Source organism: Rhodospirillales bacterium, assembly GCA_016699855.1.
Taxonomy (GTDB): domain Bacteria; phylum Pseudomonadota; class Alphaproteobacteria; order Reyranellales; family Reyranellaceae.
Map to the genome: position 1 here is coordinate 397664 of CP064988.1, position 13054 is coordinate 410717.

Genomic DNA, 13054 nt, shown 5'->3' on the forward strand with positions numbered 1-13054 from the left:
GTCTTCCCGCAGAGGTGTCGACGACGTCGCCGACCCGACGTTCCCGGGGGAATCACTCATGCGCTCAATTAGCTCGCTGTCCCGCCGCCAGCTGATGGCGGGCACCGCCGTCTCGGCCGCCGCCCTCGCCAGCGGCGGCGCGCTTGCCCAAGGCAAGCCGCTCACCGTCGGCTTCATCTATGTCGGACCGCGCGACGACTACGGCTACAACCAGGCCCATGCCGAGGGCGCCGCGGCGCTGAAGAAGATGGCCGGCGTGAAGGTGCTCGAGGAGGAGAAGGTGCCGGAGACGGTCGCCGTCGAGAAATCGATGGAGAGCATGATCAACCTCGACGGCGCCACGCTCGTGTTCCCGACTTCGTTCGGCTACTTCGACCCGCACATGCTGAAATCGGCGGCCAAGTATCCGAACGTCCAGTTCCGCCACTGCGGCGGCATGTGGACCCAGGGCAAGCACCCCGCCAACACCGGCAGCTACTTCGGCTACATCGACGAGTGCCAGTACCTCAACGGCGTCGTCGCCGGCCACGCCAGCAAGAGCGGCAAGCTGGGCTTCATCGCCGCCAAGCCGATCCCCCAGGTGCTGCGCAACATCAACGCCTTCACGCTGGGCGCGCGCTCGGTCAATCCCGCCGCGACGACGCAGCTCATCATCACCGGCGACTGGTCGCTGCCGGTCAAGGAGGCCGAGGCGACGAACAGCCTGATCGCCCAGGGCGTCGACGTCGTCACTTGCCACGTCGACAGCCCGAAGGTCGTGGTCGAGACGGCCGAGCGCCGCGGCATCATGACCTGCGGCTACCACGCCAACCAGGCGAAGCTGGCGCCCAAGGGCTACCTCACCGGCGCGGAGTGGAACTGGCACAAGGTCTACACCGACTTCGTCACCGACATGAAGGCCGGCAAGGCGCCGGGCAACTTCGTGCGCGGCGGCCTCAAGGAAGGGTTCGTGAAGACCTCGCCCTACGGCGCGGCCGTCACCGAGAAGGCGCGCGCGATGGCCGACGGCATCAAGGCGCAGATGCTCGGCGGCACGTTCACGATCTTCAAGGGCGCCATGAAGGACAACAAGGGCGGCGTCGTGATCGCCGCCGGCAAGAGCTACGCGCAGACCGATCCGTGGCTGGAGCAGATGAACTGGCTGGTCGAGGGCGTGGCGGGCTCGCTCGCCTAGGCCCGTCGCCGTGAGCGTCGCGACCGCGGCCACGGCCGCCGAGGACGCGCCTCCGTCGGCCGGCGCGCGGCTGCGCGCGTTCGCCGAGGCCGCGGCGCCGACGGCGATAGCGCTCGCCGTCACGGCGCCGCTGTTCGCGCTGTTCCTGCTCGCGGCCGGCGCCAATCCGCTGGAGGTGTTCGGCCTGATCTGGACCGGCGCCTTCGCGAGCTGGTTCTCGCTCCAGAACACGCTGCTGCGCGCGGCGCCGCTGCTTCTGGTGGCGCTGTGCACGGCGCTGCCGGCGCGGCTCGGCCTCGTCATCATCGGCGGCGAGGGCGCCATCGTGCTCGGCGGACTGGCGGCGGCGGCGATGGGCGTCGCGATGTCGGGCGCGCCCTACGTGCCGGCGCTCGTCTTGATGGCGTTGGCGGCGGCGATCACCGGCGCTCTGCTGATCGCGTTCGCCGGCTGGCTGCGCCACGCCCGCGGTGTCAACGAGACGATCTCCAGCCTGCTCCTGACCTACATCGCGGTGGCGGTGTTCAACCATCTCGTCGAGGGTCCGCTGCGCGATCCCGCCAGCCTCAACAAGCCCTCGACTTCCGGCATCGGCGAGCACCACATGATCGGCGCCATCCCCGGCACCGACGTGCATTGGGGACTCGCGATCGGCGTCGTCGCCTGCGTCGCGATGGCCGTGCTGATGCGCAAGACCACGGTCGGCTTCGCCGCGCGAATGATCGGCGGCAACGTGCGCGCGGCGCGGATGGCCGGGCTGCCGATCGGCAGGCTGGTGGTGGGGATCTGCGCCCTGGCCGGCGCCGCCGGCGGGCTGGCCGGGATGATCGAGGTCGCCGCCGTGCACGGCCGCGCCAACGCCTCGCTCAACGCCGGCTACGGCTACACCGGGATCCTGGTCGCGTTCCTCGCGCGCCATGAGCCCGCCGCCGTCATCCCGGTGGCCATCCTGTTCGGCGGCATCAACGCCGCCGGCGGACTGCTGCAACGGCGCCTCGACCTGCCCGACGCCACCGTGCTGGTGCTGCAGGGCATCCTGTTCCTCGTGCTGCTGGCGAGCGAGACGCTGCGCGGCCGCAGCCTGCTCGGCAAGTAGGAGGCGCGGCGTGGGCGGCGACCTCGGACTCTGGGCGGTGCCGATCGCGATGCTCGGCGGGGCGATCCGCGTCAGCACGCCCTACATCTTCGTCAGCCTCGGCGAATGCCTGACGGAACGCTCCGGCCGCATCAACCTCGGCCTCGAGGGCACGCTGGTGCTGGGCGCGATGGGCGCCTACGGCGTCGCCTATCTGACCGGATCGCCTTGGCTAGGGGTCCTCGTTGCCGCCGCCGCCGGGGCGTCGCTCGGCGCGCTGCATGGCGCCCTGTGCGGCCTGCCGCGCGTCAACGACATCGCCGTCGGCATCGCGCTGATGCTGTTTGGCACCGGCATCGCGTTCTTCGTCGGCAAGCCGTTCGTGCAGCCCAAGGCCCCCAACCTGCCGTCGATCCCGCTCGGCTGGTGGATCGAGCAGCCCGAGCTGCGCGCGGCGCTGGAGATCAATCCACTGTTCGTGCTGGGCATCGCGCTGGCGTTGGCGCTGACCTGGTTCCTCAACCGCACGCGCTGGGGGATGATCCTGCGCGCCGCCGGCGACAGCGCCGACGCCGTCCGCGCCATGGGCTACTCGGCCGGCGCCACGCGCCTGGCCGCGACCACGGCCGGTGGCGCGCTCGCCGGCATCGGCGGCGCGTTCCTGTCTCTGTTCTACCCCGGGAGCTGGAACGAAGGTCTGTCGAGCGGACAGGGCCTGATGGCGATCGCGCTTGTGATCTTCGCGCGCTGGCAGCCGATCCGCTGCATCTGGGCGTCGCTGCTGTTCGGCGCCGCCGGCGCGCTCGGACCGTCGCTACAGTCCGTCGGGGTGACCTGGGGCTACTACCTGTTCGGCGCGGCACCCTACATCCTGACGCTGGGCATCATGATCGCCACGTGCTCGCCCACCCGCTCGCTCCGGGGGGCGCCGGCCGAGCTGGGCGTCGCGCGCTAGCGGGCGCCGGCTGAAGGAGGACGACGCCATGACCGCCACCCACGTGCCGTCCGACCCCTATCCGTGGCCATACAACGGCGACCTGCGGCCGGCCAACACCGCGCTGGTCGTGATCGACATGCAGACCGACTTCTGCGGCGAGGGCGGCTATGTCGACTCGATGGGCTACGACCTGTCGCTGACGCGCGCCCCGATCGAGCCGATCCGCCGCGTGCTGGCCGCGATGCGCGCCGGCGGCTACCACGTCATCCACACGCGCGAGGGCCATCGCCCCGACCTGTCGGACCTGCCGGCCAACAAGCGCTGGCGCAGCCCGGCGCATCGGCGCCGGCATCGGCGACCCGGGCCCCTGCGGCCGCATCCTCGTGCGCGGCGAGCCGGGCTGGGAGATCATCCCCGAGCTGGCCCCGCTGCCGGGCGAGCCGGTGATCGACAAGCCCGGCAAGGGCAGCTTCTGCGCCACCGACCTCGAGCTGCTGCTGCGCACGCGCGGCATCGAGAACCTGGTGCTGACCGGAATCACGACGGACGTGTGCGTGCACACCACCATGCGCGAGGCCAACGACCGCGGCTTCGAGTGCCTGCTGCTGGCCGATTGCTGCGGCGCCACCGACCACGCCAACCATCTGGCGGCCATCTCGATGGTCAAGATGCAGGGCGGCGTGTTCGGCGCGGTCTCCGACAGCGCCGCCTTCACCGGAGCGCTGGCGTGACCGGCGACGCGATCGGCGCGCCACGGCGTCCGCATAACCTGCCGCGCGCGCTGGCGCTCGAGGTGCTGGGCATGGGCAAGCGCTTCGGCGCGCTGCGGGCGCTCGACGACGTGTCGCTCAAGGTCGAGGCCGGCGAGCTGCACGCTCTGCTGGGCGAGAACGGCGCCGGCAAGAGCACGCTGGTGAAGTGCGTGATGGGCTACTACGCGCCCGACGACGGCCAGCTCATGATCGACGGCCGCGAGCAGGTGGTCGACGGCCCGCGCGCCGCCCAGGCGCTGGGCATCGGCATGGTCTACCAGCACTTCACGCTGGTGCCGGGCATGACGGTGCTGGAGAATTTCGCGATGTCGCGCGCCGATCTGCCGGCCGTGATCGACTGGAAGGCGGAGCGCGCGCGGGTCGAGGCGTTCCTCGAGCGGATGCCGTTCCGGGTGCCGCTCGACGCTTTCGCGGGCGACCTCGCCGCCGGCGACAAGCAGAAGACCGAGATCCTGCGCCAGCTCTACCTCGACAACCGCTTCCTCATCCTCGACGAGCCGACCTCGGTGCTGACGCCGGACGAGGCGACCGAGGTGCTCGGCTTGCTGCGCGCCATGACGCGCGAGAAGGCGATCACCGTGATGATGATCACCCACAAGATGCGCGAGGTGATGTCGTTCGCCGACCGCGTCACCGTGCTGCGCCAGGGACGGTTGGTCGGCAGCGCCGACGTGGCCACCGGCTCGCCGGAGCGTTTCGCCGCCATGATGATCGGCGAGGGCGAGATCGCGCCGCCGGCCGCCCGCTCGCCCCGCGCCGCCGGCGAGATCCGTCTCGGCGTCGCCGATCTGGCGGTCGTCAACGAGGCCGGCAAGCGCATGCTGCGCGGCGCGACCCTCGATGTGCGGGCCGGCGAGATCGTCGGCGTCGCCGGGGTCTCCGGCAACGGCCAGCGGGAACTGGTCGAGATCATCGCCGGCCAGCGCGCGGCCGATTCCGGCGGCGTCACGGTCGATGGCAAGCCGTATGGCGCGACGCGCGCCGAGGCCGGCGCGCTCGGCGTCGCCTGCCTGCCGGAGGAGCCGCTACGCAACGCCTGCGTCGGCGCCATGAGCGTCGCCGAGAACATGGCGTTCCGCGATTTCGACCAGCCGCCCTACGCCGCCGGCGGCTGGTGGCTGCGGCCCGACGCGGCGCGGCGGCGCGCGCGGGCACTGATCTCGGCCTTCAACGTGCGCACGCCGGGACCGGACGCGCCGATCGGCGCGCTGTCGGGCGGCAACGTGCAGCGCGCCGTGCTCGGCCGCGAGCTCGGCCGCACGGCCCGCGTGCTGGTGGTCGCCAATCCCTGCTTCGGCCTCGACTTCAAGGCGGTGGCCGAGACGCGCCGGCGCATCGTCGAGGCGCGCGACGCCGGCACCGCCGTGCTGCTGGTCAGCGAGGATCTCGACGAGATCTTCGAGCTGTCCGACCGCGTGCTGGTGATGTTCGAGGGCCGCGTCGCCTACGACGCGCCGATCGCCGAGGCCCGCCCCGACATCGTCGGCCGCCACATGGCGGGCCACTGACGCGCGGCGGTGGCGCTGGAGAGGACCGGAGGCCGACATGCCCGTGATCGACGCCCTGCCATACGCCTATGAATTCCCGCCGGGGAAGCTGGCGCTGATCGTCATCGACATGCAGCGCGACTTCATCGAGCCCGGCGGCTTCGGAGCCACATTGGGCAACGACGTGCGGCCGCTGGCCGCCATCGTGCCGGTCGTGCGCCGGCTGCTGGACGCGGCGCGCGCCGCCGGACTGCCGGTCATCCACACGCGCGAGTGCCACCGGCCCGACCTGTCCGACTGCCCGCCGGCGAAGCGCGCGCGCGGCGCGCCCAGCCTCCGCATCGGCGATCCCGGTCCGATGGGTCGCGTGCTCATCGCGGGCGAGCCTGGCGCCGACATCGTGCCGGAGCTGGCGGCGCTGCCCGGCGAGATCGTGCTCGACAAGCCCGGCAAGGGCGCTTTCCACGCGACGCCGCTCGACGCGACGCTGCGGGCCCGCGGCATCACGCATCTGCTGTTCGCCGGCGTCACCACCGAGGTCTGCGTGCACACCACCGTGCGCGAGGCCAACGACCGCGGCTACGACTGCCTTCTGGTCGAGGACTGCACCGAGAGCTACTTCCCCGAGTTCAAGCGCGCCGCGCTCGACATGATCCGCGCCCAGGGCGGCATCGTCGGATGGACGGCGCCGCTGGCGAAGGTGGCGGCCGCCCTCACCTGAAGTCGCTTCCGGCCGGTCGTTCGGAAGCGAGCGTCCGCCGCGCGCCTCCGCCGCGCCGGCCCGGGGAGTCTTGGCAGCCCGGCGAAGGCTGATATGGTCGCTCCAGCCAGATGTGTGGAGCGCGCGGCCGGCTATGAACGAGATCGTCCCTGACCGCGGCCGCCGCGACGGCGCCGAGTCCGCCGCCGCCAAGCCGGAGGAGCGCCGCCTGCCGCGGGATTTCGTGTGGGGCGTGTCCACCTCGAGCTATCAGATCGAGGGCGCGGTCGCCGTCGATGGACGTGGACCGAGCATTTGGGACGCGCATTGCCGGATTCCCGGCCGGGTGGCGAACGCGGACACCGGCGACGTCGCCTGCGACCACTACCACCGCTACGCCGAGGACGTCGCCCTGATGCGCGACCTCGGCGTCGGCGCGTACCGCTTCTCCGTGGCGTGGCCACGGGTGCTGCCCACCGGACGGGGCGACGCGAACGAGGCCGGCCTGCGCTTCTACGACCGCCTGATCGACGCGCTGCTCGCCGCCGGGATCGAGCCTTGGCTGTGCCTGTATCACTGGGACTTGCCCCAGGCGCTGGAGGATCTCGGCGGGTGGACGGCGCGCGACAGCGCCGGATGGTTCGCCGACTACGCCGCGCTGCTCGGCCGCCGGTACGGCGACCGCGTGCGCAGGTTCGCCACCTTCAACGAACCGTCGGTCTTCAGTCTGTTCGGATACGGGTTCGGCTGGAACGCTCCGGGAATCGCGGACCGCGACAAGCTGCTCAAGGCGATCCACCACGTCAATCTGGCGCACGGCGCGGCGGTGGACGCGCTGCGGAGCGTGGCGCCGGCGGCGTCGATTGGCGCGATCCACAACGTCCAACCGTGCCGCCCCGCGGGGCGGGACCCGGCCGACGCCGAGGCGGCGAGGGCGCTCGACGAGATATGGAACGAGGCGTTTCCCGGTCCCCAGCTCCACGGCGCCTATCCTTCGCGGCTCTCCCGCGCCATCGAACCACACCAGCGCGCGGGCGACATGGCGCTGATCCAGCGGCCCGGCGACGGGTTCGGGCTGAACCACTACGGGCCGATCTACGCCCGCGCCGACGCGGGAGCGGCCCTGGGATTCTCCTGGGCGGACCCGCCGGCGGACGTGCCCCGCTCCAAGATCGGATGGCAGATAGATCCCGACGCCTTCCGCGACACCCTGCTCGACGTGCACCGCCGCCACCAGCTGCCGATCTACGTGATGGAGAACGGCGCCGGCGCCCAGGAGGCGCCTGACGCGTCCGGCCGGATCGTCGACGACGAGCGCATCGCCTATCTCTCCGCCTACATCGAGGCGCTCCGCGAAGCCCGCGCCGCCGGCGCCGACGTCCGAGGCTACTTCGTGTGGTCCCTCCTCGACAATTTCGAATGGGGTTCGGGCTACGCCAACCGGTTCGGTCTGGTCTACGTCGACTACGCCACGCAGCGGCGGATGCCGAAATCCTCCGCGCGCTGGTACGCCGACCTGATCGGCCGCGAGCGCGCGGGACGCGGCGGGTGACCCGGATACTGCTCGGCGACATCGGCGGCACCAACGCGCGCTTCGCGGCGCTCACCGACGGCGCGCCCGGCCCGATCCAGCGCCTGCGCGTCGCCGACCATGCGACGCCGGACGCCGCCCTCCAGCGATTCATCGCGGGCGACGGCGTCCCGCACCGGTTCGACGGCGCCATCCTCGCGGTCGCGGGACACGTCGACGATGGACGCTGCGCCCTGACAAACGGAGCCTGGACGTTGGACGCCAGCACCCTCGGCAAAGCGCTCGGCGGCGCTCCGGTCCATCTGATCAACGACCACGAGGCGATCGCGTGGGCGCTGCCGCGCCTGACGGAGGCGGAGACGCTGCGCCTCGGGACCGGTGGATCCGGCGGCATCGGCCCGATGGTCGTCGTCGGCCCGGGGACCGGCCTCGGCGTCGCCTGCATCGCGCGCGACGGCGCGGGCCGGCCCGCCCACGCCCTCCCGTCCGAGGGCGGGCATGCGACTCTGGCGCCGGTGAACGAGCGGGAGGACGCCATCGTCGGCGCGCTTCGACGTCGGTTCGGGCACGTCTCCGCCGAGCGGGTCCTATCCGGGCCGGGCCTAGTGAACCTCTACGACGTCCTGGCGCGGCTCGACGGCGTGGATGCGCCGCGCCGGACGGCCCCGGAGATCACCGAGGCCGCCGTCGCCGACGCGTGCGCCGCGAGCCGCGCGGCGCTCGACGCGTTCTGCGGCTTCCTCGGCGCGGTCGCGGGGGACTTCGCGCTGACGTTCGGCGCGCGCGGCGGCGTCTACATCGCCGGCGGCATCGTGCCACGCTTGGCGGGCTACGTGGCGGCCTCCACCTTCCGCCAGCGCTTCGAGGACAAGGGTAGGCTCAGGCCGTACCTCGCCGCGATCCCGACCCGCGTCGTCCTGCGCCCGGACCCGGCGTTTCGGGCTCGCGGCCCTCGCGGCGCGATTGCCGGGGGGAGCGCGATGAAGCCGCCGCGCACCCCGGTCCGGGACGCCGGCGGAGGGAATGGACGCCCATGATAGCGATCACCATCGACGGCCAGGCGCTCGAGATCGAGCCGGACGCCACGGTGCTCGACGCGATGACGCGGCTGGGCATCGCCGTGCCCGCGCTGTGCCATGACGACCGGTTGCGGCCGGCGGGCGACTGCCGCCTCTGCATGGTGGAGATCGACGGCGCGCCGCATCCGATGACGGCGTGCACCACCACCGTCGCGGACGGCATGCGCGTGACGACGCGCTCGGCGGAACTGCTTCATTTCCGCGAAACGCTCCTCGGATGGATGGCGGGCAAGGCTTCGCCGGGCGACGTCGAGCGCTTCCCCGAAAAGCCGCTGCACCGGGCGATGACGGAGGCCGGAATCGCGCCGGCCGCGGCCGAGACGCCGGATGCCGCCTGCGACCTCTCGCATCCCTATATCCGCGTGGACATGTCGCGCTGCGTCACGTGCCTGCGGTGCGTGCGCATCTGCGACGAGGTCCAGGGGCAATCCGTGTGGCACGCCGTGAACCGCGGCGCCGACACGCACATCGTTCCCGACTCCGGAACGACCCTCGGCGCGAGCACGTGCGTGGGCTGCGGCGCCTGCGTCGACACCTGCCCCACCGCCGCGCTCACGGACCGGCGGGCCCGACCTGCATCCGCGCGTCCGACCCGGACGGTCTGCGTCTACTGCGGCGTCGGCTGCGAGATCGAGGTCGCCACCGCCGGCGGCCGCATCGTCGGCGCCCGGCCGGCGGCCGACGCCCCGGTGAACAAGGGACATCTCTGCGTCAAGGGGCGCTACGCGTTCGGGTTCGAGGGCGCGGACGACCGGCAACTGCACCCCATGCTGCGCAACGCGGCCGGAGGCTGGCGGCGGGCGTCCTGGGACGACGCGCTGGACCGCGTCGCCGCCGAGCTGCGGCGTATCACCGACGCCCACGGCCCCCACGCCGTCGGGATCCTCGGCTCGGCGCGCGCGACCAACGAGGACAACTACGTCGCCCAGAAATTCGCCAGGGTCGCGATCGGCACGCACAACGTCGACTCCTGCGCCAGGGTCTGCCACACCCCCACGGCGGCGGCGATGAAGGCCATGCTCGGCACCGGCGCGGCGACGAACTCGTTCGACGACATCGAGCGCGCCGCCACGATCCTCGTCGTCGGCGCCAATCCAACCGACAACCACCCCGTCGTCGGCGCCCGGATACGGCAGCGGGCCGGCCGCGGCGGCGCCAATCTGATCGTCGTCGACCCCCGGCGCACCGAGCTCGCGGCGGTCGCGACGATCCACCTGGCCCCCCGGCCCGGCACCAACATCCCGCTATTCAACGCGCTGGCCCACGTGGTCGTGGCGGAGGATCTCGCCGACGGCGACTTCGTCCACGAGCGCGTCACCGAATGGGACGAGTTCCAGGCCCATGTCTCAGGCTGGACACCGGAGCGCGCCGCCGCGATCTGCGGCGTGCCGGCCGACGCCATCCGCGCCGCCGCCCGTCTCTACGCGACGGCGACGCCGTCGATGTGCCTGCACGGGCTCGGCGTCACCGAGCACGTCCAGGGGACGGAGGGCGTCATGACGCTCGTCAACCTGGCGCTGATCACCGGCAACATCGGAAGGCCGGGAACGGGCATCAATCCCCTGCGCGGCCAGAACAACGTCCAAGGCGCGGCGCACATGGGCTGCGATCCGTCCATCCTCACCGGCTCGGTCGCGATTCCCGAGCGCCGCGGGCTTTTCGAGCGCGTCTGGGGCACGACGTTGTCGGACGTCCACGGCCTCAACCTGCTCGCGATGGTCGACGCGGCGGCGGCGGGCGATCTCAAGGCGTTGTGGGTCGTCGGATACGACATCTACCTCACGCTCGCCAACGAGCCGGCCACGCGGCGGGCGCTCGAGCGTCTCGAGCTGGTGGTCGTGCAGGACCTGTTCCTCACCGAGACCGCCGACGCGTTCGGCCACGTGTTCCTGCCGGCGACGTCGGTGTTCGAAAAGGACGGGACGTTCATGAACGCCGAGCGCCGCGTCCAGCGCGTGCGCGCGGCGCTGCCGCCGGCCGGCGAGGCGCGCCACGACTGGCGGATCCTCGCCGATGTCGCCGCCCGCCTCGGCCGCGGCGACGCCTTCGCGTTCACCTCGGCCGAGGACATCTGGAACGAGATCCGCCAAGTGTGGCCGGAGGGCGCCGGCATCGACTACCGCCGCCTCGACGAGCGCGGCCTCCAGTGGCCCTGCCGTGACGCCGCCGACCCCGGCACGACGATCCTCCACGCCGCCTCGTTCGCCCGCGGCCGGACGGCCGCGCTGCGCCGCATCGACTACGCGCCGACGACGGAGACGACGGACGCGGCGTTTCCGTTCATGCTGACGACCGGCCGCGACCTCTACCAGTTCAACGCCGGGACGATGACGATGCGGACCCGGAACGTCGAGCTGCGCCCGTCGGACACGATCGACGTGGCGCCGGTGGACGCGGAGCGCCTCGGCATCGGCACCGGCGACCGCGTGCGGGTCCGCAGCCGGCACGGCGTCGCGATCCTGCCCGCGCGCGTGACGGACGCCGTGAAGCCCGGCGAGGCGTTCGCCACGTTCCACGTCGCGGCGACGTTCCTGAACCGGATCACCGGGCCGCGACGCGACCGCATCACGCTGGCGCCCGAGTACAAAGTGACTGCGGTCGCGCTGGAGCCGGCCTAGCGCCCGCCCCGGCGCGGCGGCCTACGACAGCGCGACAGCTCGCGGTAGCCGTCGGCCGCGACGGCGTCGCAGCGCGCGCGGTAGGCCGGCGCGCTGCCGCTGTAGCGCGCGATCGTGCGCACCTGCTTGCCGTCGACGTTGGTGTTGATGCCGGTCATCCACGAGTTGACCTCGTTGGACAGCAGCCCGACGCCCAGGGACTTGACGTGGTCGGTCCACGACTGCACGCCGGCCGGGGTCGCCTCCAGGCAGGTCAGACCGTGGTCGCGCGCGTGGCGCAGCAGGCCCGTGACCCAGTCGACATTGTACTCGATGCTGCGCGGAATGTTGCCCAGCGCGGTGTGCGGCCCCACCAGCATCATCATGTTGGGGAAGTCCTCGACCATCACGCCCAGATAGGTGCGCGGCCCGCCCTTCCATTTGTCCTTCAACCGCAGGCCGCCGGCGCCGCGCAGATCGATGCGGTCGAAGCTGCCGGTGACGGCGTCGAAGCCGGTCGCGTAGATGATGATGTCGAAATCGTACGCGGCTTCGCTGGTCTCGATGCCGGCTGGCGTGATCCGTTCGATCGGCGTCTCGTTGATGTCGACCAGCTTCACGTTGGGCTGGTTGTAGACCTCGTAGTAGCGCGTCTCCAGCGGCACGCGCCGCGTCCCGAATCCGTGGTTCTTCGGAATCAGCTTCTCGGCCACGGCCTGGTCCTTCACCCGCTGACGGATCTTGCGGGCGACGAAATCCGAGACGGCGGCGTTGGCCTTCCGGTCGGTCAGTATGTCGCGGAAATTGCCCTGCCAGATGCCGAATCCGGGCGAGGCGTAGAGATGCTCGAAGAACGCCTCGCGCTCGGCGTCCGACACCTCGAACGTGCCGCGCGGATCGGGCGTGTGCAGGAAGCAGGCGAACGTCTCCTGGCAGCGCTTGAACATCTCGGGATAGCCGGCCCGTATCCGCGCCATCTCCTCCTTGTCGATCTTCGCGTTGTGCAGCGGCGCGCACCAGTTCGGCGTGCGCTGGAAGATCGTCAGGTGCCCGGCGGTCTTGGCCACCTCCTGGATGGTCTGCACTCCCGTGGCGCCCGTTCCGATCACCGCCACCCGCTTGCCCTCGAAGCTCACGGGCTCGTGCGGCCACAGGGCGGTATGGAAGGACCGGCCCTTGAACGACTCCACCCCCGCGATGCGCGGCATGGTCGGTGCCGACAGCGGCCCGATGGCGGTGATCAGGAAGCGCGAACGGAAGCTGTCGCCGCCCTCCAGCGTCACCTTCCACGTCCGGGTCGCGTCGTCGTAGTGCGCCGCCGCGACGCGGCTGCGGAACTGGATGTCCCGGCGGAGGTCGAACTTGTCGGCGACGTGGTTGAGGTAGCGCAGCGTCTCGGGCTGGCCGGCGAAATGTTCGGACCAGTCCCACTCGTCGAGCAGCTCCCGCGAGAACGAGTAGCCGTAGGAGTAGCTCTCCGAGTCGAATCGCGCGCCGGGATAGCGGTTCCAGTACCAGGTGCCGCCGACGCCGGTGCCGGCCTCGAACACGCGCACGCGCAGCCCCAGCTCGCGCAGCCGCAGGAGCTGGTACATCCCGGAGATGCCGGCGCCGACGATGATCGCGTCGTAGTCGAGGTCCGACGCCGCTTGCGCGGCCGCCCGGGTTTCAGACGAGGTTGTCATCTATCGTCGCTCCTCA

9 protein-coding genes and 1 pseudogene are annotated in these 13054 nt (G+C 71.7%); 9 read left to right on the forward strand and 1 reads right to left on the reverse strand.

What is annotated here, in order from left to right:
- Positions 1 to 58: 58 nt before the first annotated feature.
- From IPK81_01880 to fdhF, 9 genes and pseudogenes are all read left to right on the forward strand, one after another.
- Positions 59 to 1174 carry a BMP family ABC transporter substrate-binding protein gene (locus tag IPK81_01880; protein QQS13043.1) on the forward strand — a complete coding sequence of 372 codons (1116 nt, stop codon included), beginning with the start codon at positions 59 to 61 and terminating at the stop codon, positions 1172 to 1174.
- Between the two features lie 10 nt (positions 1175 to 1184).
- On the forward strand, positions 1185 to 2270 hold the full coding sequence (locus IPK81_01885; protein QQS13044.1) for an ABC transporter permease: 1086 nt from the start codon (positions 1185 to 1187) through the stop codon (positions 2268 to 2270).
- 49 nt (positions 2271 to 2319) lie between these two features.
- Positions 2320 to 3204, forward strand: coding sequence for an ABC transporter permease (locus IPK81_01890; protein ID QQS14921.1), 885 nt, complete (start codon positions 2320 to 2322; stop codon positions 3202 to 3204).
- A gap of 28 nt (positions 3205 to 3232) precedes the next feature.
- Positions 3233 to 3917, forward strand: a pseudogene (locus IPK81_01895) (cysteine hydrolase).
- A 71-nt stretch (positions 3918 to 3988) separates the two neighbouring features.
- Positions 3989 to 5467, forward strand: a complete 1479-nt coding sequence (locus IPK81_01900) for an ABC transporter ATP-binding protein (GenBank protein ID QQS14922.1) — start codon at positions 3989 to 3991, stop codon at positions 5465 to 5467.
- Between the two features lie 37 nt (positions 5468 to 5504).
- Positions 5505 to 6167: a cysteine hydrolase gene (locus IPK81_01905; protein ID QQS13045.1), complete on the forward strand. Its 663-nt coding sequence runs from the start codon at positions 5505 to 5507 to the stop codon at positions 6165 to 6167.
- 133 nt (positions 6168 to 6300) lie between these two features.
- Positions 6301 to 7698, forward strand: a complete 1398-nt coding sequence (locus IPK81_01910; GenBank protein ID QQS13046.1) for a beta-glucosidase — start codon at positions 6301 to 6303, stop codon at positions 7696 to 7698.
- Positions 7695 to 8714: a glucokinase gene (gene glk / locus IPK81_01915; GenBank protein ID QQS15264.1), complete on the forward strand. Its 1020-nt coding sequence runs from the start codon at positions 7695 to 7697 to the stop codon at positions 8712 to 8714. Before IPK81_01910 ends, glk begins: the two co-directional genes overlap by 4 nt.
- On the forward strand, positions 8711 to 11374 hold the full coding sequence (gene fdhF / locus IPK81_01920; protein ID QQS13047.1) for a formate dehydrogenase subunit alpha: 2664 nt from the start codon (positions 8711 to 8713) through the stop codon (positions 11372 to 11374). Before glk ends, fdhF begins: the two co-directional genes overlap by 4 nt.
- On the opposite strand, the gene IPK81_01925 is transcribed toward fdhF, so the two are convergent.
- Positions 11371 to 13038, reverse strand: coding sequence for an NAD(P)/FAD-dependent oxidoreductase (locus IPK81_01925; GenBank protein ID QQS13048.1), 1668 nt, complete (start codon positions 13036 to 13038; stop codon positions 11371 to 11373). The two genes, fdhF and IPK81_01925, sit on opposite strands and share 4 nt — an antisense overlap.
- Positions 13039 to 13054 lie beyond the last annotated feature (16 nt).